This window comes from Psychromarinibacter halotolerans (genome assembly GCF_029168315.1).
Classification (GTDB): Bacteria; Pseudomonadota; Alphaproteobacteria; order Rhodobacterales; family Rhodobacteraceae; genus Psychromarinibacter; species Psychromarinibacter halotolerans.
Window position 1 is genome coordinate 18,917 of sequence record NZ_JARGYD010000016.1, and the last position, 21,672, is coordinate 40,588.

Sequence of the window (21,672 nt, forward strand, 5' to 3'; positions counted from 1 at the left end):
TCAGGCCCGGTTGCGAGCGATGACTTCGGCGGCCGTCAGCGGCCTGTAGCTGGTCTCGGGCGCTGCGAAGGCGCGGGTCAGCTCGGCCTTCAGCCGGTCAAAAGCCTCCTGCTCGGCCCGCTCCTTGTCTCGCCGGATCAGGTCGCGCACGTATTCGCTGATGTTCTCGTAGGAGCCGTTCTCGCCGACATTGGCCGCGACGAAATCGCTGAGCGCACCGCTCAGACGGACGGTCATGGTCGTGGTGCGGGACATGGAAGGCTCCTCATGCTTGGCGCGTATTCAATATAACCAAAAAACACTACACATCAAGTCTGGCGGCGGTGGAGCAATTTGGCCTCCCCGCCGCCTCAGTGGCGGCTTGACCTTATTCGGCATCCGCGCCGTCGTGCCGATCGGCCAGCAGCAAGACCATGTGGAACACGATATCCGAGTGCCTGGCCAGTGCGATCAGATGCTCGCCGCTGGGTCCACGCTCGCCCGCAATCCAGTATTTCACGGTTCGCTCGCTGGCGCCCGTCCACCGCATCGCCGTCTTGACTGCTCGATGCGTCAAGCCGAGTTCGTCCCGAAGCGCCGCGGCAATGGCGGTCCGGTAGTCGGCGGCATCGGCTTCAAGGTGCACATTTGTGCCCGTTTTCGGCACAAATGTGCCCGTCTTGGTCCGCATCTCTGCGTCCTCCTTCGATAATACTCTGGGAAGGACATGAAAAGCGGCAGTTCGTATTTGCGCCCAATCTGCGGTAGAGGGCCATCAGCTCGAAGCAGCCCACATGATTTCTTGGGAGGCGGGCGTGGCTCGGGGAAAAGCACCATTATCCGAAGGAGAAACCGAGCCGTCCGCGCAGCTGCTGGCTGCGGAGTACGTCCGGATGTCGACCGAGCATCAACAGTATTCAACCCAGAACCAGGCGCAGACGATCCGCGAATACGCCGAACGCCGCGGCATCAGGATTGTCAAAACCTATTCGGATGATGCGAAAAGCGGCCTGATCATCGGCGGCAGGATGGCATTGCAGCAGATGATCGCCGATGTCGAATCCGGCGTGGCCGACTTCAGCGTGATTCTGGTCTATGACGTCACCCGCTGGGGACGTTTTCAGGACACCGACGAATCTGCCTATTACGAATATCGCTGCCGAAAGGCGGGAATGCAGGTCGCCTATTGCGCCGAGCAATTCGAGAACGATGGTTCTCCGACCTCTACCATCGTCAAAAGCGTCAAGCGGGCAATGGCGGGCGAATACAGCCGTGAGCTTTCAGTGAAGGTCTTCGCGGGCCAATGCCGTCTGATTGAGCTCGGCTATCGTCAGGGCGGCCCGGCGGGCTTCGGGTTGCGTCGCGCCCTGCTCAATGAGCGGGGCGAAGTAAAAACCGAACTGAAGCGCGGTGAGCACAAGAGCCTTCAGACGGATCGCGTCGTCCTGGTTCCCGGACCAGACGATGAGGTCCGGACGGTGCGCTGGATCTACAGCCAGTTTCTGAAGAAGGGCCTGTCGGAAACCGAAATTGCGACAGAACTGAACGCGCGCGGCATCCTCACCGATCTCGGGCGGGCCTGGACCCGCGCGACCGTCCATCAGATCCTGACCAATGAGAAATACATCGGCAACAACGTCTACAACCGGCGCTCGTTCAAGCTGAAGCGAAAGCGGGTCGCAAACGGCCCGGAGATGTGGATCCGCTCGGACGGCGCCTTCGATGCCATCGTCGAGCCGAAACAGTTTCAGAAGGCCCAGGCCATCATCGCGGCACGCAACCGTCGCTTCTCGGATGAGGTGATGCTGGAGCGCCTTGCCCGGCTCTTCCAGCGTCATGGTTACATTTCCGGGCTGGTGATCGACGAAGCAGATGGCATGCCGTCCAGCGGCGCCTATGCCCATCGCTTCGGCAGCCTGCTCAGGGCCTATTCCCTTGTCGGGTTCACCCCGGATCGCGACTATCGCTACATCGAAGCCAACCGCCTGTTGCGGCAATTTCACGGCGACGAGATTGAGCGCGTGATCCACGAAATCACCCTGCTTGGCGGTGCTGTGATCAGGAACCCTGCGACGGACCTGCTGACCATCAACGGCGAATTCACGGCATCCGTCGTCGTCGCCCGCTGCCGCGAAACCTCCTCAGGCGGCCTGCGCTGGAAGATCCGCTTCGACACCGGACTCGCGCCCGACATCACCATCGCCATCAGGATGAACCGCACGAACACTGACGCGCTCGATTACTACCTGCTGCCCCAATTCGAGATGCGGAGCAAACCTCTGGGGCTTGCAGAGGAGAATGGCCTGATGCTGGACGCCTTCCGCTTTGAAACGTTGAACTTTTTCTTCGACATGGCCCGGCGCGTTTCCGTTTCCGAGGTGACACCATGGTGAGCGATATCGAAACCCACGCCGAGGTTCAGATTATCCCCATTGCGGCCATCACCGTGGAAAATCCGCGAGAACGATCTGAAAAGACCTTTCGTGCGCTGGTGGACAGTATCGGCAAGGTCGGGCTGAAGAAGCCGATCACCGTCGCGCAGGATGACACGGCGTCAGGGGATGCCTATCGGCTGGTCTGCGGTCAGGGGCGGATGGAGGCCTATGTTGCACTGGGCGAAACCCACATCCCGGCCATCGTCGTGGACGCGAACGAGGTCGAACGACTTCTGCGTAGCGTGATCGAGAATATCGCCCGCCGTCAGCAGCGACCGCTCGAGCTGCTGCAGGACATCGCCATCCTGCGCGACCGAGGATACTCGGACCACGACATCACCGAGAAAACCGGATTGTCATGGTCGTACGTTCACGAAATCGGCGAGTTGATCGCCAACGGCGAGGAACGACTGCTGATCGCGGTCGAGACCGGTCAGATGCCCCTCAGCGTCGCACTGTATATCACGAGGGCGGAAGAGAAGGATGTGCAGAAGGCGCTGGAAGCGGCCTATGCCTCGGGTGAATTGCGCGGCAAGAAGCTGCTTGAAGCACGGCGGCTGGTGGAACTGCGCCACCGGCACGGCAAGAAAAAGGGTGCCACACGCACAAAACGATCTGGGGTGCGGATGACATCGGCGGCGCTGGTCCGGGCCTATCGTATCGAGGCAGAACGCCAGCAGGACATGATCCGCAGGGCCCAGTCGACGCGCGGCAACCTGCTGTTCCTCGACGCAGCGTTCCAGTCCCTGCTCAAGGATGAGAATTTCCTCACTTTGCTCCGTGCCGAGGGGTTGGATTCCCTGCCGAGCATGGTGGTCGACGGTCTCAAGGAACCTCGGGCATGACACATATGGGCAAAACGCCCCCGCCCAAGGGGCCAGGATTTGAGCCGACCCTGCGTCAGATCCCGATCGCCACCATCCTGCCGGTGAAGCAACTGCCGATCACGGTTCCCAAGGGCCAGAAGTATGCACAGATCGCCGCATCGATCCGCGAGGCCGGCTTGATCGAACCGCTCGTGGTTGCGCGCGCTCCTGGTCAGGACGGCACGTTCATCCTGCTCGATGGTCATGTCCGTCTGCATGTCTTGAAGGAAATGGGCGAGGAAACCGTCACCTCCCTGGTCGCCACAGACGACGAGTCTTTCACCTACAACAAGCGCATCAGCCGTCTCGCGACAATTCAGGAACACAAGATGATCTTGCGGGCCATTGAGCGTGGCGTGCCAGAGGCCCGTATTGCTGCTGCACTGAATGTGGATGTGGCGTTGATCCGGCGAAAGCGGACATTGCTGAACGGCATCTGCCCCGAGGCTGCTGAACTCCTGAAGGACAAGCATTGCCCGGTCAACAGTTTCAGGTCCCTGCGCAAGATGAAGCCCTTGCGGCAGATTCAAGCGGCGGAACTTATGATCGCCGCGAACAACTACACGGTGGCCTATACCGAGGCCATCCTTACCGCGACCGATGCCGAAGACCTTGTCGATCCGGAAATGAAAAAAGAAACCTCTGGCATTACGCGCGAACAGGCGGAGCGGATGAAGGCCGAAATGGCCAGCCTGCAGAAGAACATCAAGTTGATCGAGGGGACGCTTGGCCCCGATCATTTACGCCTTGTGGTAGCGGGTCGCTACGTCGAACGGCTGCTCACGAATGAACGGATCAATCGCTATCTCGAAAAGAACCATGGAGAGATCCTCGGCGAGTTAGGTCGAATCGTGGCGGGCCTGTCTCGACCGGAACCGTCTTCGGAAGGGCCCGACGAGGCGGACGATTAAGGGATTCTGGAACAATCTGACGATGGGGACCCGGACCCAGTTCAAGCGCGGGGACCGCGGGAGACGCCGGACTGTGGGCCGGATCAAGCGCGGAGGTGGGGATGGCGGCGAACCCGTTCGGAGCCCACCAAGGTCGGCGGACATATCGCCGACCACGCAGGTATTCTTTTGCGATGACTATCTGCGATGTTTGACGGGCGCGCTGCATTCGACCGGATATTGGGTGCCAGTTGGGTTGGCGGCGCGCCCGCGAGTGACCACGTTTTGGTTGGCCAACACTTCGGTACTCAATGCCTGTCTGCCGCGATGCAGGGCAGGCCAGAATGGATTGGGCCCGCAAGTCATCTCGATATCTCGCCGGCCAGCACCGCGAGTCCGTGCACCGCCAAGGTCGCTGAAAACCTCTGGCACTCAAACTTGCGGATCACATCGAGGACCCGCGCTTCGTAGGCAGCGTGTCCAATCAAGCGACACAAGTCGGACGCGTGGAACTGGCGGTTCGCCGTTGGTGCGGCTTGCATCTGTCTCAGCAATTCGCGCTCTTTGGGGTCCGTTGTTGGTCTCGCGGGCGGCTTGACCGCGGGACGAGTTGGAGTTCCCGACGAATTTCGCCACCGGCGCATGAAGCCAAGCAGGAAGCCGGCCGGCACCCTGCCGTTGCCTCGCGACCGGTTGAAGGCGAGGAAGCGATCCCAGATGACCTGGGTGTCGATGTTCCAGCAGGGCAACGTGGCCTTCACTGCTTTGATGAGCTCTGCCCAACTGGTCTGAAAAACGTTCGAACTCGCGGTGATATCGATCAGCCCTGAGAAGATAGTTTTGTTATTATTATCTCTAGATAGTGATGTGTCGCCTTCACCTGACACGAGATCATGGGTTTCACGCTCCTCGTCGAAGGCGGAAAACCGAAAGATCCAGGGCGCGAACTTGCCATTCGGCTTCGCCCGCTCGAGCTGCAACTGCGAAGCCTCAAGTTCGTTCAGAAGAACCGTAAGATACTGCCGTGAGACACCCATCTTCTCCGCCAGGGCCGAGAGGGTGAAGGCTGCCGTTCCGCGCGACAAACCGTTGTAGCCATCCTTCCAGGCGATGGCGTCGAGGATGAGGGTGGCAAGCTTGTGCGCTGCGACAGAGAGATTTGTCTGTGTAATCCGTCGCAGGATCAGGCCGGTCGTAGGTTCCATAGTCGAGGTCTCCTTGGAGATCCGACGCCATGTCGTGAGACAACAACATTCTTGCCAGCAAAACAACTTTGCTGGTTGCAGGTGTTTTAGCGGTGCGCTAGGAAACTCTTGTTCACGGAGTTTTCTAGCGCGGCGTCAGGCTTCACGGTCTGGCGTCGTATCCTTTTCTTGGGGGTTAAGGGGTGCCACGCTTGGTCGTCAGGGCAAGAACGACGAAGCGCGGGCCGGTTTGTCAGTAGTGAACTTCTTCGAATCCGTAGCTGCCTGCGTTATCTCGCCAGTCGACGAAGACGGATCGGTATAAATAGCTGCCACACCGATCAGGGATGCTCAGGCCAGCTGCGGCCGGCACTTGGCCAACGTTGGATCTTGTCCATCGGTAATCGCCCTGCACGCCGTAGGACCCCAATCGCGTGAGATCGCTATGATGACATGTGCCATCTCGGTTCTCGTACTGGCTATACTCGATGTGATAGACGCGAATGCTGCGCACGAAATCAAAGGCGTCGCCCGAAATGTCGATGTCGGCTTGCTCATCCGCTTGGACGCGGACTAGGGGAATTGGATTCGAGGCCTGCGGTTCGGGCGGATTGCGGAACGTGATGTCATAAAGGCGTTCCATAGGCGACATTGGACTGGGGTCTTTGAACGACACACCCATTGGGCACCGCCAGATTTGTAAGGGCGGCTCGATCGGCCATGGCGTGATCCGCCGAATGAAGACCGCTCTGGCATGCGCGCAGGGCGCAGAGGCAGGCCAACCGCCCGCAAGGCAGAGGAGGATCGCACAATCCACCTGATAGGCCTGAGCCGGAGCTGACGAGGCCATTAGTCCGGATATGCTTATTGCCGTGGCTGTTGCCACGCCGTGGATCACGTGCTTCATGATGCCGACTCCATCTATAATGGTGCAGCGATACGAAACAACATTAATGATAGCAAGGAGATTTGATTGATGGTTGCGTGCGATTGTTCGCTTGTCTAGCTTGATGGCTTCCAAGAACTGACGTCGGTTCTGGCTGCTTCGGCGTCTTGAAAGTGGCCAAAATTGCGGACCTCTTTCATGTTAACTTTCACTCAAATATCTGTAAAAAAATACAAATATAGCATTTCAATGCGGCCACGAAAGCGGTCATGGAAGAACAGGCCGCATGAGCCCGTCACACGGAGAGTCGCAGCGCTCATGGTCTCAGGAATGGCAGAACGGAAAACTGTCTCGCCTGGTTCCCCGGCGGGAATCCGGGCGCAGAAGGACGGGGTGGAGCAACGAGCCTATGTTGGGACCGAACATGACCTTGAAGATTTATGTCAGTATCTGATACGATTGAGCATGGATAGGAGAGTCTGATGCCAAACGTCCACCTGACCGAACCGATGCAGAAATATGTGCAGGCGCAGATCGAGTCCGGCGCCTACGCCAATTTGAGCGAAGTCGTGCGCGCCGGCGTCAGGATGCTGATGGAGCGGGATGGCGCCCGGCAGTTCTATTCCCTCAAGGCCGACCTAGAGGAAGCAGCCTCCCTGGCCGAAAATGGGGATTTCGCCGAGTTCGATGCTCATGCCTTCGAACCGGATGCGTTTGATCGCTGACCCACATGACAATTCGGCTTTCCGGTCGGGCCAGGGCCGACCTTGAAGAGATCCGTGCCTACACCGTCGAAACTTGGGGTAGGGACCGATGGCTCGTCTATTACCGCCAGTTGGTCAACGCCTTCGAGCAGATCACCGGGGATCCCGACCGGGGTCGGGACAGGAGTCTCTTCGTTCCGGGGATGCGGTCCGTCAACTGCCAACGTCACGTGATCTTCTACAAGCGGCTAGATGCGGCGGACGGGGCGGCAGTCATCCTGCGCATCGTGCACCTGCGCCGCAACATGCCCGCGCTCGTCTACTACGAGGATCTCGACGGCGGTTAAGCCCTTGCGTTTCCTCATTCCAATAGCTCGACCAGTTTCCCATAGTCTTCACTGACCTCGCGTGCCTCCTGAAACGCGCGTTGACGCTCGGCATCAAGGCAACGGAAGTATTCCTGGATGTCGGCGATGTAGCCCTCGAAATCAGAACGCAGCAGATCGGCATAGGCACGCATGTCTTCTTGCGACTGGGGCAAGAACGGTCGCTCGGGTGGTATGCAATCCGCAGCTGCGGCTACCGGCATGCTTCTAAGCAGGAACGCGAACAGCAACGGTGCGTTGCGCGCAATAAACAAGCGCAGGGCAAAACTCCTTTGCCGCCTTTAAGATTATCATTCTGTCGGATATCACCCTTATCGGAGCAAGGCGAACTTCGTCAACACGTTATTATTGTCTTGCTATCATTAATGTTGTTTTGTATCGCTCGCGGTGTTGCGACCCCGTGGGCCTGATACTGCACCCAGGCAGAACAAGGACCCAAGGGAAGGCCATGATAGAAGAAGCCCCGAATGTGGTTACAGAAGACGGACTGCGCGGCTTGCTCGCCGAGGGCTACCTCATTGAGGTGGTCTGCAAGGAGAGAGCAGAGAAGCGCCATAACAGCTGGTACGGCTCGTGGGTCATCCGCGCCGTCGCCACTGATGGGCGTGACGATAAGATGCTCGTCACCAGCCGAAGCGTCCTCAAGCTCCGCGACTTCAAAACCATCGTTGGCCTTGTCAGTTTCCTGGCCGACATGGGCTGTACGACCGCTAGCATCCCACTTGAAGAAGGTGGCCGCGAACGCCACGCCGCGCCTCCGGTCAAAGGCAGCTGACTGCGCGACTGCGCTCGTCGTTGCTTTGGGTACAGGCGTTTGTTCCGCGCCCCCGGCCCTGGCCGACGGTTTCATCTTTTCGGTTGGCCCAGACGGCCAATTGATTTCCACTTCTCAAGAGGCAAACGGGCGCCTTTTTCTCTTCGCAGAACCTCGCGTTCCTGACGCAACGAGCGAGACAGCGATCCCGGCTCGATCCGCCGCCCGCGCCACCCCAGAAATCCTCCATGCGATCGAGAGCACGGCTCTGCGGTATGCCGGGCATGGTGCGCTGCGTCGCGCGGGGCTTTCAGTCACTGATTGGGCGCTCCTTTACCGGGCCAATATCGAAGTCGAGAGCGCATACAATCCGGCTGCACGTAGCCCTGTCGGTGCGATAGGCCTTGGCCAGCTTATGCCGGATACCGCCCGCGACCTCGGCGTGGACCCACATGACATTGCGCAGAACCTCGACGGATCAGCCCGCTACTTGCTGATGATGCTCGACCAGTTCGGTGAGGGCTCTCTGGCCCTTGCGGCGTACAACGCTGGCCCTGAGGCGGTCACACGCCACGGCGGCATCCCCCCTTTTCGAGAAACCCAAGGGCATGTGGCCCGTGTGACTGCCGTGTTTGAGCGGCTCAGAGGAGATCTTTCATGACATCGAGACCTTCGATCGTCGCGCTCGGCGCGATGGCCCTTATCGTGCTGGCGGGTCCAGCGCTTGCACAGAGCATCGACCTCTCGCCGGTACAGACCCTGCTTCAAGGAATTGTCGATGCGATCACCGGCCCCTTGGGAATCGTGATCGGAACGCTTGCGCTGATCGGGGTGTTCCTTTCCTGGCTCTTTGGCATCCTCGACTTCCGTCAGGCGCTCTGGGTCGTGGTTGCAATCGCGGGCATCGCCGCAGCACCCACCATCGTCGCCGCCATCTGGACCACCTGAGCTCCGTCCATGGCTGACCAGTCCCGCGTGTTCATCGGCCTTCTCAGGCCACCCAAGCTGATGGGCTTGCCGATCATGTACGCCATGGTCTGGCTCTTCGGCTCGACGCTTCTGTTCCTCTGGGTGCAGAGCTGGGTGGTCGCTGTGTTCGCGGGGCTGGCCTGGCCGGCGCTCTGGAAGGCCGCAGACTGGGATCCGAACTTCCTCGATGTCCTGGTGATCACCCTGCAGGAAACCCCGCCCACGACGAACCGCAAGCTGCACGGAGGCGACAGCTATGCCCCGTGATGGACTTGCCGATGAGGTTGAGAACGCCAGCGATCCGCTGACCGCGCTACCCGCATGGGTCAAGGGCGAGAAGCGGCTCTCAATGATGCTGCCTTATGTGAGCCTCGTGAACGACCGAACGATCCGGACACGCGGCAACGAACTGATGCAGTGCATCCGCCTCGAAGGGGTGAACAGCACCACGAGCGAGGACGGGCATCTCGACCGTATCGGAGGGTTGCTGGCTGGCATCGTGGCGCAGGTCGGGACCGAGTTCTCATTCTACCTGCACAAGGTGTCGAAAGCGGTCGATGTGACCCTGCCGCCCGTTCCGGGCGAAGGGTTTGCGGCTGCCGTCGACGAACGATGGCACGCGCATCTCGGCCGCGCGGGTTTGCGCGACAAGACGCTGACCCTGACGGTGCTGAAGCGACCCGAGACCGGCAGCCGCTTGCCCTTCGGTCTGGGCGCGTCCCGCGCCCGGCATGCGGCGGACACGACCCGACGCTTGCGCAAGCTCGACGAGGTGGTGGGGTTTCTGCTGTCGTCCTTCGATGAGCTGAAGCCCCGCCTGCTGGCCGCCAGCGGCGGCGAGCTTCTGGGCTTCCTCGGCTCCCTCAACACCGGCGAAGAACATCCGCTCTTCCCCCGGTCGCGCCTCGGTGTGATCGCCGAGGACGTAGCCAATACCCGCGTCACCTTCCGCGGCACGACCATCGCGCTCTCCGACGGTGCCGTGGGCGACAAGCTCGGCGCGATCTTCGCGGTGAAGAACTACCCCGCCAAGACCGACAGCCTGATGCTCGACGAGCTGAACCTGCCCGTCGACATGGTGGTCACCCATTCTTTCGTGCCGATCAACGCCAACATCATGGCCGGCAGGATCAAGCGGCAGCTGCGCCTCATGCAGGCCGCCAATGACGGGGCCGTCAGCCTCGCGCAGGAGTTGGAACTGGCCCAAGACGATCTGGAATCGAAACGCCTGATCTTCGGCGAACATCATATGACGGTGGCGGTCTATGCGCGGACCCAAGCGGCACTCGACGACATCGCGGCCGAGATCCGCAATATCTCGGCCACCTCCGGCATCAACCTGATCTCGGAAGCCTTCGGGGGGCGGGCGCATTTCATGGCGCAGCATCCCGGGAACACCGGGGCGCGCAGCCGAAAGGCCGCGATCACGAACCACAACTTCGCCGATCTCGCCACCTTCCACCGCACGCCGCTCGGCAAGACCGGTAGGGAAGTGCCATGGGGCGTGCCGATCACGCTTTTCCCGACACCGGAGCGCAGCGGGTTTCGCTTCAGCTTCCACGAACAGGGCGCGCCGGATCGCGAACCCACGGGAGGCCACACGCTAATCCTCGGCCGTCCCGGCTCCGGCAAATCCGTCCTGGCGGCCTTCCTGATGACCATGGCACGGCGGGCAGGTGCGCGGGTCTTCGTCTTCGACTATCGCGCGGGGATGGAGATGGCCGTCCGCGCGCTCGGAGGCAGCTATTCGACCGTGCGGGCGGGGCGCCCCACGGGCCTCAATCCGCTCCAGACCGAGATCGACGTGCGGGGCCAGGCATGGCTTGCTGATTGGCTCGCGAGCCTCTTGGAGCGGCGCGATCGACCGCTAACCCCGGTTCAGACCAACCGATTGCAAGAAGTCGTGCGCCAGAACGCAAGCGCAGGACATGCGGGCCTACGAAACTGGTCGGATTTCGCCTCGCTGCTGGTCTCGACCGATGACGAGGGCGATCTCTTCGAGCGTATGCAGGAATGGACGGCCGAGGGTCGCTACGGCTGGATCTTCGGGGCCAATGCCGAGGACAGTTTCAGCATCGATGGCGACGTCGCGGGCTTTGACCTCACTGGCATTCTCGATTCCGAGAGTGAGCGGGAACGCATGGCCGTCCTGTCCTACCTCTTTCGCCGGGTCGAGCGGGTGATCGAGGACCGCAAGCCCACCATCATCGTCATCGACGAGGCATGGAAAGCCCTCGACAACGCCTACTTTGCGGAGCGACTCAGCAACTGGCTGGTGACCGCCCGCAAGCAGAACGCCGTCGTCGTGATGATGACGCAATATGCCAGCCAGCTCGAGCGCACGCGCACCGGCAAGACCATCGTGGAAGCTGTGCCAACCCAGGTGCTCTTGCCCAACATTCGTGCTTCCGCCGCTGACTACGCGATGCTCGGCCTGACCGAGAAAGAGCTCGACGTGCTTCTAGGCGTCGGCTCGGCCTCGCGGCTCGCGCTTGTACGCGACGACCGTGGTTCCGTCGTGATCGATGCCGATCTCAGCGCGCTCGGCCCGCTCGTGACCATCCTTGGCGGAATGGAGAAGGGCGAAGCGCTTGTCGGCGCCGATTATCGCGAACGTCCTGATTTCTGGAGAGTGACATGACCCGTACCATCATTCGCAGCGTCGTGCTGCTCGGGCTCGGCCTGACGTTGACAGCCTGTGCGCAGCATAACGCCCCGCAAGCCAACTGCTTCAGTTTTCGCGAGGCTCCTGTGCAGGCAGGAACCGCCACCGCCACGATCTCGACCATGGGGGCGGAGGTCACGCGCCGCGACACGGCCTGCGATTTTGTCCTCTTGGGGGCGAGCGGCTAAGCCAATGCGGACCTGGCTTCCTCTCTCGATGATCGGTTTTGCGCTGGCAGGTCCCACGGCGGGGCCAGCGATCGCCCAGGGCGTGCCGACCTTCGACCTGCGCCTCTTCGCGGAGCGGCAGGCCATCCTTGAGCAGACCGATCGTGACCTGGCACTGCAGCAGGACCGGCTAAGCCGCGAGGAGGAACTGGCCGAAATCGAGCGCCAGCAACTCGCCTCCCTCGAAGGGCTGATGGATGCCATGTCGCTTGGCGCTGGAGACGTGGCCGGAACCGTGGCGGGGCTCGAGGCGGGGCAGGGGGCGGTAGACAACGTCGAAAGCGCGGCCGCCAGTCTTTATGCGCCCGAGGACGCCAATCCAGCGGCAGCGCGGATGTTCGGCGATGCCCGGGAGGGGATCGAGGAGCTGATCATCCGCGCAGCACGCGACACCCATAGTCTGTCCGGGGTCGGCCGCGCAGGTCTTTCGCTCGTGCAATGGCGCTGTCTCTTGCAGGCGCTGATCTGGCAGGAAAGCCGTTTCCAGATCGGGGCACGCTCACCCGTGGGGGCCTTCGGACTTACCCAGATCATGCCCGGTACCGCGGGGGATCTCGGGATCTACCCGGCCTATTACGACGATCCCTATCTGCAGGTCACCGGCGGTGCGCGATACCTCGCACAAATGCTGAACATGTTCGATGGCAACATTATCCATGCGCTCGCCGCCTATAACGCCGGGCCGGGCAATGTGCAGGATTATGGCGGTGTGCCGCCTTTCGCGGAAACCCAGCATTATGTCGTGGTGATCCCGCAGCAGTACAACAGCTACCTCGCGGCCGTAGGCGGCATCGATGCCCTCGGCACCATCGACCCTGTGCTCCTCGCCAACGCGAGTTTCAGCCTCTCGGCCCACGGCGCAGGGGTCTATGGCGACTATTCGCTGGTCTCGGTCCGTGCCGCCGCCCTGCGGGTTCAGGACATCATCACCCGCATTGGTGAGACCGAGGATCTCCACGAGGCCATCGCGCTCAACACCTATGCCCGGGCCGAACTGGCCCGGCTGGTCGCAATCCGGACCCGGATCAAGGCCGCACGAACCGAGCCACTCAGCGCCGAGCAGTTCGCCTTGGCGGCAGCGCAGGCTGCCGAACGGCAATACATGGATTTTAGTCAGGAGGATTTGCGTTGAACCTGCGCCTGCCCCGTTCCCTTTTCGCCGGTAGCATCGCTCTCGCGCTTGCCCTCAATGTCACCGGACCTGTCGCGGCACAGGGTGTGCCCACGGTGGACACTCAGAACATTGCTCAGGAAATCCGCCAGCTTCAACAGATGCTGCAGGATTTCGGGATCCAGACCGATCTTCTGGACAATGCGTTGGAGCAACTGGACATGCTGCAAAGCCAACTCGATCAGCTGAACGAGATGTATGCCTCGCTCACCGGGCCGCGCAGCATCCTCGGACTTGCCATGGGCGGGGACCTCGACACCTTGCTTGAGGCCAGCTTCGAAGACATCCCCGGCCTGATCCGAGGCATCCAGGCGGGCGATTGGAGCGCGCTCATCGGGCCCAATGCCGGGCCCATGCGCACGCAGATGGAACAGGCGCTGGCAAGCGCCGGGTTCGACGAGGATTCACTCCGCGAGATCGCCACCAGCGGCAATCCGGGCGCCGAAGGCGTTGCTACGCGGGCAACCACAGGTGCTGTGATGTCGGCGGCGGCGCAGAACAGCCACGCAGAGGCGGAACAGTCGCTCGAACGGGTGGAACGTCTGGTCGAGATGATCCCGGACATGGAAGATCTCAAAGCCTCGATGGATCATAACACACGCGTCACGGCGGAACTCGCCATCGCCATGACCCGGATGTGGGAGCTGGAAGCGATCCAGACCCTCGGCGCAGGCAATGCAGGCGTGGTTGATGCCGCCACCGTCGCCGAAGAGCGCCGCTACATGGACTTCACCTTGCCGGATCTTGAGCCATGAGTGGGGCAGGCGTGATGACTGCGCGCGAACTCGTGGAAGAGGAACTTGTTTACGGTGCCCTGCGCCGTGAACAGCTTTGGCGAGTGATCGGCCTTTCCGGGGCGGGCTTTGGCGTATTCGGCTGTTTGACGGCTGCGGCTGTCGCGCTGATGATCGAAACGCCGCCTCCCGTGGTTGTGCCCTACGATCCCGCGACCGGGATGGCGCTCCCCAATGCCACGGTTGAAACCGTGTCGCTCTCCGAACGGCCTGCCGTGATCGAAGCGCAAATCTACCGCTACATTCTCGACCGCGAAACCTACAACCAGCTCGACAACGATCTTCGTGTCCGCCGTGTCCTGGCACAGTCTTCCGGGTCGGCCGAGGCCAGCATGCGCGCGATGTGGACATCGGGTCAGGAGAACTATCCGCCGACGCGATACGGGGCTGCGGCCGAGATGGCCGTTGAGATCGCATCGATCAACCTTATTGGCGAGAACCGCGCACAGGTGCGGCTCAGAAAGCGCCTGACAAGTCCGCAGGGGGTACAGGATGGATCGTTCACTGCCACGTTGATGTTCGAATTCCGGCCCGAGCGGACCCGCGCGATCGACGATGTCTGGCAAAACCCTTTCGGTTTCACCGTCACCCAATATGCCATCCGATCGGACCGTTCCGAATGACTAGCACTCCAATCTTTACCTTGTTGGCCGCCAGTTTTCTCACGTTCGCGGGATCGACTGCCTTGGCCGAGACCACGCCCCGCCCAGGTTCTCATGACAACCGCGTGCGCGTAGCGACCTGGACTGAAGGCCAGGTTTACCGTGTCGTCACGACTCTGACCCGAGTCACCACAGTCGAATTCGGTGAGGGTGAAACCATCCGCTCGATCATCGCCGGCGATACGGTCGGGTTTCAATTCGACGGTGTCCCGGGTGGCCGTGCCTTCGCCATCAAGCCGACAGCATCTGGCGTCGCCACCAACATCACCGTCTACACCAACCGCCGCTCCTACTACTTCCATGTCGTCGAAGCCCGGGAGACGCCGCATTATGTCGTGCAGTTCCGCTACCCTGAAAGCCGCGTGCAACCCACCAGGGCGGTTGCGGCCGATGCGCCGAACGCGAACTATGCGGTCAGCGCCCGAGAAGAGTTCACGCCGACGGCCATCTGGGATGATGGTACCTTCACGTATTTCCGGTTCGCACGGAATGCGCCGGTGCCCGCCATCTTCCGATATTCGAACGGCAGGGAACGCGCGGTGAACAGCCAGGCCTTGAGTGACGGCGTCATCCGCGTGTCCGGCGTCAACCGACAATGGGTCCTTCGCCTTGGCGAAGAGGTGATTTGCGTCCAGGACGCAGGACAGGCCACATCATGACCGAAGGTACGGAAGACCTCGCCGCGCGCCTCGCGGCTCTCGAAGGTTCGACGGGCAAAGCGAAGGCCAACAAGCGGCCTGCGCCGCTTGCCGCGATCCTTGGAGTCGTCGGCATCGCCGCAGCAGGTGGTCTGGCGTGGGCCGCCCTGCAGCCGTCGGCAGAAACACCAATGGCGACCGCCGCGCCGGAAGAGTTCCAGAGCAGCGGCCCCGGATTCGGAGATCTGGCGCCGATTTCTGCCCCAGAGCCCAGCCAAGCCCCGCCTACGGACACAGGTCCGAGCGAGTCGGAACTCGCGCTGATGGAAAGTCTTGCGACATTGAGAGCGGAACTCGAGGAACTACGCGCAAGACCGGCCGAGGCCGCGGATAGCGGGGCGGAGCAGGCTATTGCCGACCTGACGGCGCAAATTGCCACCTTACAGGAAGCATCCGCCGAGGCTCAGCGTGCCCTCGAGCGGCAACTGACCGAGCGGGATCGCGAATTGGATCAGCTCCGCATGGACTTGGAACTTGCACGGCTTGCACCACCAGAGCCGACCTCATTGGGACCAAGTGAAGAAGAATTGCGGCTGGCCGAACTCGAAAGGCGGCGCGCAGCCGAAGCTGAGGCCCGCGCAGAGCGCATCGCGTCTCCTATGATCGCGTTCTCCGGGATGGGCGCGGGTGCGGATAGGGAGAATACGCTGGAAGCCGCGCGTCTGAATGCAGATGAAGCCTTTGTTCGTTCGGGCGCGCAACCAGCACAGGTGACACGTGCCGAAGTGATCGCGAACCCATCGAACACGGTTGTTCAGGGCACCATGATTCAGGCTGTGACAGAGACGGCCCTCGACAGCACACTGCCCGGCGCGATCCGCGCCATCGTCTCGGAAGACGTCCATTCTTTCGATGGAACGCGTATCCTGATCCCGCGCGGCGCGCGGCTGATCGGGCGCTACCGCTCTGATGTCGCACTTGCCCAATCGCGCGTCATGGTGGCATGGGATCGGATCATCTTGCCCGATAATCAGACCGTGCAGATCAGCGCCTTCGGTGGAGACGAACTCGGCCGTACTGGCACCACCGGGTTTGTCGACACCCGTTTCGCGCAACGCTTCGGCTCCGCCGCGCTGATCTCCTTGATCGGCGCCTTGCCTGCGGCTGCAGCGGGTCAAATCGACAGCGAGGCGGCGGCCGATGTTGCGAGTGATGTCGGCACCGACCTGCGCGATAGCACGCAAAGCGTGATGCAGGACTATCTGGCGATCCGGCCAGTGATACATGTCGATCAGGGTACACGGATCACGGTCATGGTTGATCGTGACCTCGAGATTTTCTGACATGGCTGCAAGTTATCTGGAAGCGTCGCTCGACCGTTTCGGCCCCGAGGTCCTGCGCGACGACACGATCGAGATCTGCATCAATCCCGACGGACAAGTCTGGGGCGAATTCCAGGGCGATCACTTCATGCGAGGTCTCGGCAGCCCGCTGAGCCAGACCGAGATCAAGGACCTCGGCAACCAGATCGCCTCGGCCGCCTCGACGACGCTCAGCACGAAGAAGCCCATTGTCTCGGTCTCGATCCTATATCGAGATCGCCCGATCCGCGCGCAGGTGATCCAGCCACCGGCAGTCGAGGGCGGGTTTTCAATATCGTTGCGCTTCTTCTCCTCCCTGCCGCTGGAGGCAATCCGGCTCGGCTTCCTCTATGGAAAGGAGCGCAGCCTCGAAGGTCTGCGGCGCGAACGAAACGCCGCGCTGCGCGATGTGGTTGCCTCCGGCGACATCGACGCCGCGCTGCGCTTCTGCGTCGAGAACAAGCTCAACATGATCGTTTCGGGCGGTACATCGACCGGCAAGACGGTCGCGGCGCGCAAGATCCTTTCGCTCATCCCGCCCGAAGAGCGGATCATCACCATCGAGGAGGCGGCCGAGCTGCGCCCCGAGCAGCCCAATGCCGTGACTTTGATCGTGGACCGGGACACGGATGCCCGCAGTGCAGATGTGCTCTTGGCCTCAACGCTTCGCATGCGACCCGACCGGATCGTCCTGGGCGAAGTCCGCGGGCGCGAGGCGATGACGTTTCTCGAGGCAATCAATACCGGCCACGGTGGATCGCTGACTACGCTCCATGCCGAGACTCCACAACTTGCTGTTCGCCGCCTCGCCATCGCCGCCCTGAAAACCGATGTGCCAATGACCTACGCCGACATGATCGATTATATTGAGGGCTCGATCGACGTGATCATTCAGGCAGGCCGCCATGAAGGCACGCGCGGGATCACCGAGTTCTTTCTCCCGGGCCAAACCACAGATTTGAACCTCGACACGGTCGACGGCAGAGGCAACAAGAGCCCCTCCGTTGCCGCTGAGTAAGAAAGGAACCCCCCAGATGCGAAAACCAATTCTCGCACTCATGCTTGCCGCCTTGGCGGGCCCCCTTGCGGCGCAGACTTCGCCTCCGATCTCAAACGATCTCACGGTCGATATGTCGCCTCAACAATACCGGATCTGCAACGATCGTCCGGCGCGCCCGACCTGGATGGACGAAATCAATCCGCGGGAAGCTTACAAGGCAGCAGCTTTGATGGAGTTGTACGAAATTCGGGCCTGGGAGGAGATCGCTGAATCTGGCGACTGCAGCTGTGAAACCCGCTTTCCCGCTTGGGATAGCTCCGATGGCGAATATCATGAAAGGTATGCAGGCCTTAGCCAAGCCGAGCATTCAGCGTTTCGCCGCGACTGGATTGAAGTAAGGAAGCAACTCGAGCCGAGCGTGCGTACAATCTGCGAAGCTCAAGGCAACTGGTAATGGGCGTCGTCAGCTGGATGGTCGGAACGGCAGACGCGTTCCTTGTCGATGCCGCTGAGTCCCAGTTCGGGGCCGTGGCAAGCAATACCGGCACGATCGTCCTGCTGATGGTCACGCTTTCGCTAATCGGCGTCTGCATCAACATGGCATTCCAGTTCCGCAGCATGGATGGGGCCAACTTCTTCTGGTACCTGATCAAGCTGACCCTTATCGGTCTGTTCGCCTTCAATTGGGCAAACTTCAATGCAGTAGCAAACGCAGTCATTGGAGGCTTGGACTACGTCGCTGGCGCACTGGTGTCTTCGGTTGGCGGCGGCGGAGCCGGAGCCACACACTTTGCCGGCGAATTCGACATCCTGATCGAAAAATTCAGCCAGTACCTGAATGCCATCGGCAGCAACCTGAACTGGATGACGGGCGCGATCCTAGGCGGCATCGGGCTTATTCTTTTGAGCCTCCTTGGCTTCATGACCGGCATCGTCCTCATATTCGCCAAGATGATGCTGACACTCATGCTTGGTCTTGCTCCGATCATGATCGCACTGTCGCTCTTCGACGCGACCAAGGACTTCTTCCATAGGTGGGTCTCGACGACGGTCAGCTATGCCTTCTACCCCATCGTCATCGCAGCTATGTTCTCGACCGTCGTCGGCATGGCGAATTCTCTGCTCGCCCAACTCGGTGATCCGAACTCGGCAACCAACATCGGATCGCTGGTGCCGTTCTTCGTGATGGTGTTCCTGGCCAAGGGCTTCGTCGCCGCAACGCCCCTGATCGTGCGGGGGATCTCGGGCAACTTGATGGTGGCAGCCGCGCCCGCCGTTGTCGCCGGATCGACCGGGATCATGCGCGGGCTCTTCAATACAGCGGGCGTCAAAGGGAGGTCACGGATCGGGGCGTTGACCACCGGGGAGGTGATCGGACGGGGCGTTACGCAGAGCCCGGCGGCTATACGGACGGCTAGCGTACGACTGGCCAGGATGGCGGAACGAGCTAGAAGACTGGGTGCCTAGTGTACGTAGACCACCATCTCTGCAGCATTCAAGCTGTGTGATTGGGGGAAGGTTCATTCCAACGGAAATTCGCGTGTTCGTCGCCGAATACCTTTCACCCAAAGACATCAAGATGTGTGTTCTAACCGGTATTCAATAACCTCTTGAGATTCAGTAAAATTTGCATGCGGGTGGCCTCCGCCGACAATCCCATCGTCGAGGCGATCACTTCTACAGTATAACCTACGTCGCCGGGATCAACTGGCTTGTCGCCACGAGCTACGAAGGGGCCGTCCGTCTCTGTCAACACCCGGTCGATTGGAATTTCGCGCATCACGCGCATCCCGGTGTCGGAAGCGAGCATGCCCTCGTTAACGGAGAAATAGCAGCCGCGATCAACAGCCCTGCGCACATCGGCCTTGCTGCCAGTGAACCAATGCAAGACGACGCCCGCCCGATCTGGCGGTAGATGCTCATCGAGCATGTCCAGGACCGGCTTCGTCGCCCTGACGCTATGCAGACTCAAGATCTTGTCGCCTTGCTGAGCGCAGGCTCGAAGAATTCTGCCGAAGACAGACTGTTGCAACTCGAAAGAGCGATAATGAGCGGGTCCGCGATCAAGCCCGATTTCCCCAACGTAACGCGTCCGCGGCAAGAGCTTCTCGAACAGGTCGAGCTCAAGATGGCGATCGGCGACGAGCTGCGGATGCAGACCGAGCCCAACCCTTACGAAGTCGCTGTCTGCGGACAGTTCAACATTCCTTTCAAACGCCTTCGGGGTCGTCGTGACCGCCAAGGTCGCTACGCGCTTGCGATCGCAGGCTGCAATCGCCCTCGCGAGGTCGGGATAGAGGTCGAGATGCGTATGGAAATCCACGTAGTCAGGCCGCATGGTCACCCGCCCGGCCGTGCCCGAACACCTTTCAGGAGCTCGGCGACTTCAAGGACGCCACGTCGAAACACGTCGGCATAATCCGGTATCTCATCCGGCTTGTCATGTAGCGGACCGGGCTTGTGGACCAGTATCTTCGCGAGATCCGGCTTCGCCCTGATCCGCTTGGCCATCAGCTGGAAGGACCTGACGTGCTCCCCTTCAGGCTGGTCGGAGGCCAGGATATGCCCCTTCAGATCCTCAACCGTGTAGAGCGTCTCATCGTCTCCATCGAGACCGACTTCGAGCGAAGATCTACGGATCAGGCACGGAACGCAGTACCCGCAGTGTCGAGGGGAGAGCTTATTGTAGCGCGCCTTCGCCGGCGACGAGCAAGACATGGAGTTCGACACGATCTTCTGAAGGAAAAGTTTGTCGGCGCAGTTCGCAACCATCTCGCCCTTCGTCATGTGCCTGTACGGGTTGTTCAGTTCGACGTCGAGGGCGAGAGCGTCGATTAGCCTCTGCATGCTCGCGATGAAGTGCGGATGCGCCGTCCGCGTGCTCAGCGCCCCAAATCGCAAGGGATCAAGGGGAACGTTGAGCGCGATTAGGCCGTTCTCCGGTATGTCGACGGCGGTCCTGCCATTGATCGCCGACGCTGCCAGCGTCGCCAGCGAGTAGAAGAGGAAGGACCGTCCCCGCTGCGTGTTCTCGGTTTCCCCGGTGGTTAGATGGTGCTTATCGAACCCGAGCCGCACTCGCAGACTCTTGAAGGCCTCTTTGCCAAACTGGGTTTCCAACCTTTCGAGGATGTAAGCTTGGGCTTTGGCAGTCTCGCTATCCCAGTAATGGCTGACGAAGAATGGCCGCACACCGCCGCTCAGGAGATCGACTGCGCCGATGAGACTGTCCAAACCTCCGGACAGGAGGCTGACTTTAGTCAGCCCGTCGATAGCCAAGCGTTTCGGAGCGACAGCAAGAGTCTTGGTCCTCTTTGTTCGGTCACGGAAGAAGACGCGCCACCGATCCCCGGAGAGGAAGCGCAACATCGACTCGATCAATCCACTGTTCGCGGACCAAGCCGCGGCTGCAGACACCGGGACATAAAGATCGATCTCGCGGGTCCAGCCGTCTTGAGCGTTCAGCTTTCGGGAGACTCTCGTGTCACCAGCGTTAACGAGCGCGGCGAGTACAACGAGATCTATGCCCCTCTCCGAGGGTTCCAGCCCGAGGGAGGCGAGCTGGTCCAACGCATGACCGATGCCAAAGCCCATTCGCAGATCACCGTCCAGGAAATCGATCTCGAATACGTCGGAGTCGGACTGGACCAAGTTGATCTTGCCCTTGTCGTCGGGACCGAGTCGACCGATCAGACTGAACCTTCTCATCCGTCGTCTCCCAAGACCTCGACCAGATCGAGTGCTGCGCCGTAGAGGTCGTCGACAAAGCTATCGATGGCGGCCGCATCCAGGTCACTCAAATCGGTTCCGCGCGCATCGAACTCATCACGCACACAACCTTCGACGAAGTCATGCAACATGGCTTGCGCGCGTTCGACCCCGCCGATGTCCGAAGGCGCCGCGATGGCGTTGGTCCCTACCTCATTGAGAATTTTACCTTCGATCGAACGGCTTACGACCCCGATGAAGAACTCGCGCAAATCGTCTGCGGAGAGCTCATCGAAGTGGTTCTGTCGCAAACTTTCGACGTTCCGAGCGTGCGTGATATGTCAGCGTTGTCAGAGAGTTGGTGAGAGGCGTTTGGTGTGATCGAGTTCAAGG

Annotated in this window: 27 protein-coding genes; 19 read left to right on the forward strand and 8 right to left on the reverse strand. The window is 60.8% G+C overall.

Annotated elements, in window-relative coordinates; genetic code table 11:
* The gene (locus P1K30_RS22535; RefSeq protein WP_089849696.1) at positions 1 to 255 is read right to left on the reverse strand and encodes a ribbon-helix-helix domain-containing protein; all 255 of its coding nucleotides are present in this window, start codon (positions 253 to 255) and stop codon (positions 1 to 3) included.
* Between the two features lie 112 nt (positions 256 to 367).
* Complete coding sequence (locus P1K30_RS22540; protein ID WP_089849698.1) at positions 368 to 670, reverse strand: helix-turn-helix domain-containing protein; 303 nt, start codon at positions 668 to 670, stop codon at positions 368 to 370.
* 103 nt (positions 671 to 773) lie between these two features.
* Here P1K30_RS22540 and P1K30_RS22545 point away from each other — a divergent pair, with 103 nt between their 5' ends.
* Genes P1K30_RS22545 through P1K30_RS22555 form a run of 3 tightly spaced genes read left to right on the forward strand, consistent with a single transcriptional unit; the run spans position 774 to position 4,191 of the window.
* Positions 774 to 2,372, forward strand: coding sequence for a recombinase family protein (locus P1K30_RS22545; protein ID WP_226562356.1), 1,599 nt, complete (start codon positions 774 to 776; stop codon positions 2,370 to 2,372).
* Positions 2,369 to 3,259 (forward strand): ParB/RepB/Spo0J family partition protein, encoded by an 891-nt coding sequence (locus P1K30_RS22550; RefSeq protein WP_199672159.1) that lies wholly within the window; start codon positions 2,369 to 2,371, stop codon positions 3,257 to 3,259. The genes P1K30_RS22545 and P1K30_RS22550 overlap by 4 nt, the downstream gene beginning before the upstream one ends.
* A 5-nt stretch (positions 3,260 to 3,264) precedes the next feature.
* Positions 3,265 to 4,191, forward strand: coding sequence for a plasmid partitioning protein RepB C-terminal domain-containing protein (locus P1K30_RS22555; RefSeq protein WP_275635015.1), 927 nt, complete (start codon positions 3,265 to 3,267; stop codon positions 4,189 to 4,191).
* A 341-nt stretch (positions 4,192 to 4,532) separates the two neighbouring features.
* Here P1K30_RS22555 and P1K30_RS22560 read toward each other — a convergent pair whose 3' ends face one another.
* Together P1K30_RS22560 and P1K30_RS22565 are read right to left on the reverse strand one after the other, a co-directional pair.
* Complete coding sequence (locus P1K30_RS22560) at positions 4,533 to 5,375, reverse strand: hypothetical protein (RefSeq protein WP_089849706.1); 843 nt, start codon at positions 5,373 to 5,375, stop codon at positions 4,533 to 4,535.
* 232 nt (positions 5,376 to 5,607) lie between these two features.
* Positions 5,608 to 6,375, reverse strand: coding sequence for a hypothetical protein (locus P1K30_RS22565; protein ID WP_338052394.1), 768 nt, complete (start codon positions 6,373 to 6,375; stop codon positions 5,608 to 5,610).
* A gap of 347 nt (positions 6,376 to 6,722) precedes the next feature.
* Between P1K30_RS22565 and P1K30_RS22570 the strand changes: the two genes are divergently transcribed.
* The gene (locus P1K30_RS22570; RefSeq protein ID WP_089849711.1) at positions 6,723 to 6,965 is read left to right on the forward strand and encodes a type II toxin-antitoxin system ParD family antitoxin; all 243 of its coding nucleotides are present in this window, start codon (positions 6,723 to 6,725) and stop codon (positions 6,963 to 6,965) included.
* A gap of 5 nt (positions 6,966 to 6,970) precedes the next feature.
* The gene (locus tag P1K30_RS22575; RefSeq protein ID WP_089849714.1) at positions 6,971 to 7,291 is read left to right on the forward strand and encodes a type II toxin-antitoxin system RelE/ParE family toxin; all 321 of its coding nucleotides are present in this window, start codon (positions 6,971 to 6,973) and stop codon (positions 7,289 to 7,291) included.
* Between the two features lie 14 nt (positions 7,292 to 7,305).
* On the opposite strand, the gene P1K30_RS22580 is transcribed toward P1K30_RS22575, so the two are convergent.
* On the reverse strand, positions 7,306 to 7,533 hold the full coding sequence (locus P1K30_RS22580) for a hypothetical protein (RefSeq protein WP_057796709.1): 228 nt from the start codon (positions 7,531 to 7,533) through the stop codon (positions 7,306 to 7,308).
* 245 nt (positions 7,534 to 7,778) lie between these two features.
* On the opposite strand from P1K30_RS22580, the gene P1K30_RS22585 reads away from it, so the two are divergent.
* Genes P1K30_RS22585 through P1K30_RS22650 form a run of 14 tightly spaced genes read left to right on the forward strand, consistent with a single transcriptional unit; the run spans position 7,779 to position 19,038 of the window.
* Positions 7,779 to 8,105, forward strand: a complete 327-nt coding sequence (locus tag P1K30_RS22585; RefSeq protein ID WP_010138156.1) for a hypothetical protein — start codon at positions 7,779 to 7,781, stop codon at positions 8,103 to 8,105.
* Complete coding sequence (locus tag P1K30_RS22590) at positions 8,062 to 8,745, forward strand: lytic transglycosylase domain-containing protein (RefSeq protein WP_089849717.1); 684 nt, start codon at positions 8,062 to 8,064, stop codon at positions 8,743 to 8,745. The genes P1K30_RS22585 and P1K30_RS22590 overlap by 44 nt, the downstream gene beginning before the upstream one ends.
* A complete protein-coding gene (locus P1K30_RS22595) occupies positions 8,742 to 9,032 on the forward strand; it encodes a TrbC/VirB2 family protein (RefSeq protein ID WP_054540759.1) in 291 nt (96 codons plus the stop codon). Before P1K30_RS22590 ends, P1K30_RS22595 begins: the two co-directional genes overlap by 4 nt.
* A 9-nt stretch (positions 9,033 to 9,041) precedes the next feature.
* Positions 9,042 to 9,320 carry a VirB3 family type IV secretion system protein gene (locus tag P1K30_RS22600; protein ID WP_009574151.1) on the forward strand — a complete coding sequence of 93 codons (279 nt, stop codon included), beginning with the start codon at positions 9,042 to 9,044 and terminating at the stop codon, positions 9,318 to 9,320.
* Complete coding sequence (locus P1K30_RS22605; RefSeq protein WP_089849720.1) at positions 9,310 to 11,694, forward strand: VirB4 family type IV secretion/conjugal transfer ATPase; 2,385 nt, start codon at positions 9,310 to 9,312, stop codon at positions 11,692 to 11,694. Before P1K30_RS22600 ends, P1K30_RS22605 begins: the two co-directional genes overlap by 11 nt.
* Complete coding sequence (locus P1K30_RS22610; RefSeq protein ID WP_089849723.1) at positions 11,691 to 11,906, forward strand: hypothetical protein; 216 nt, start codon at positions 11,691 to 11,693, stop codon at positions 11,904 to 11,906. The genes P1K30_RS22605 and P1K30_RS22610 overlap by 4 nt, the downstream gene beginning before the upstream one ends.
* A 4-nt stretch (positions 11,907 to 11,910) precedes the next feature.
* The gene (locus P1K30_RS22615) at positions 11,911 to 13,077 is read left to right on the forward strand and encodes a lytic transglycosylase domain-containing protein (RefSeq protein ID WP_089849725.1); all 1,167 of its coding nucleotides are present in this window, start codon (positions 11,911 to 11,913) and stop codon (positions 13,075 to 13,077) included.
* Positions 13,074 to 13,871 carry a type IV secretion system protein gene (locus P1K30_RS22620; RefSeq protein ID WP_275635016.1) on the forward strand — a complete coding sequence of 266 codons (798 nt, stop codon included), beginning with the start codon at positions 13,074 to 13,076 and terminating at the stop codon, positions 13,869 to 13,871. The genes P1K30_RS22615 and P1K30_RS22620 overlap by 4 nt, the downstream gene beginning before the upstream one ends.
* A 14-nt stretch (positions 13,872 to 13,885) precedes the next feature.
* Positions 13,886 to 14,533, forward strand: coding sequence for a VirB8 family type IV secretion system protein (locus P1K30_RS22625; RefSeq protein ID WP_089849825.1), 648 nt, complete (start codon positions 13,886 to 13,888; stop codon positions 14,531 to 14,533).
* On the forward strand, positions 14,530 to 15,231 hold the full coding sequence (locus P1K30_RS22630) for a TrbG/VirB9 family P-type conjugative transfer protein (protein WP_275635017.1): 702 nt from the start codon (positions 14,530 to 14,532) through the stop codon (positions 15,229 to 15,231). Before P1K30_RS22625 ends, P1K30_RS22630 begins: the two co-directional genes overlap by 4 nt.
* The gene (locus tag P1K30_RS22635; RefSeq protein ID WP_148380042.1) at positions 15,228 to 16,553 is read left to right on the forward strand and encodes a TraB/TrbI/VirB10 family type IV secretion system protein; all 1,326 of its coding nucleotides are present in this window, start codon (positions 15,228 to 15,230) and stop codon (positions 16,551 to 16,553) included. Before P1K30_RS22630 ends, P1K30_RS22635 begins: the two co-directional genes overlap by 4 nt.
* A 1-nt stretch (position 16,554) precedes the next feature.
* Entirely contained in the window at positions 16,555 to 17,589 is a 1,035-nt protein-coding gene (locus P1K30_RS22640) for an ATPase, T2SS/T4P/T4SS family (protein ID WP_148380041.1), read from the forward strand.
* 16 nt (positions 17,590 to 17,605) lie between these two features.
* Positions 17,606 to 18,025 (forward strand): hypothetical protein, encoded by a 420-nt coding sequence (locus P1K30_RS22645; RefSeq protein WP_148380040.1) that lies wholly within the window; start codon positions 17,606 to 17,608, stop codon positions 18,023 to 18,025.
* Positions 18,025 to 19,038, forward strand: coding sequence for a TrbL/VirB6 family protein (locus P1K30_RS22650; protein ID WP_275635018.1), 1,014 nt, complete (start codon positions 18,025 to 18,027; stop codon positions 19,036 to 19,038). Before P1K30_RS22645 ends, P1K30_RS22650 begins: the two co-directional genes overlap by 1 nt.
* Positions 19,039 to 19,159: 121 nt before the next feature.
* Here P1K30_RS22650 and qatD read toward each other — a convergent pair whose 3' ends face one another.
* The 3 genes from qatD to P1K30_RS22665 are packed head-to-tail and all read right to left on the reverse strand — an operon-like array spanning position 19,160 to position 21,590.
* On the reverse strand, positions 19,160 to 19,909 hold the full coding sequence (gene qatD, locus P1K30_RS22655; RefSeq protein WP_275635019.1) for a Qat anti-phage system TatD family nuclease QatD: 750 nt from the start codon (positions 19,907 to 19,909) through the stop codon (positions 19,160 to 19,162).
* A 2-nt stretch (positions 19,910 to 19,911) separates the two neighbouring features.
* Positions 19,912 to 21,279, reverse strand: a complete 1,368-nt coding sequence (gene qatC / locus P1K30_RS22660; protein ID WP_275635020.1) for a Qat anti-phage system QueC-like protein QatC — start codon at positions 21,277 to 21,279, stop codon at positions 19,912 to 19,914.
* Entirely contained in the window at positions 21,276 to 21,590 is a 315-nt protein-coding gene (locus P1K30_RS22665) for a hypothetical protein (RefSeq protein WP_275635021.1), read from the reverse strand. Before P1K30_RS22665 ends, qatC begins: the two co-directional genes overlap by 4 nt.
* Positions 21,591 to 21,672: the final 82 nt, after the last annotated feature.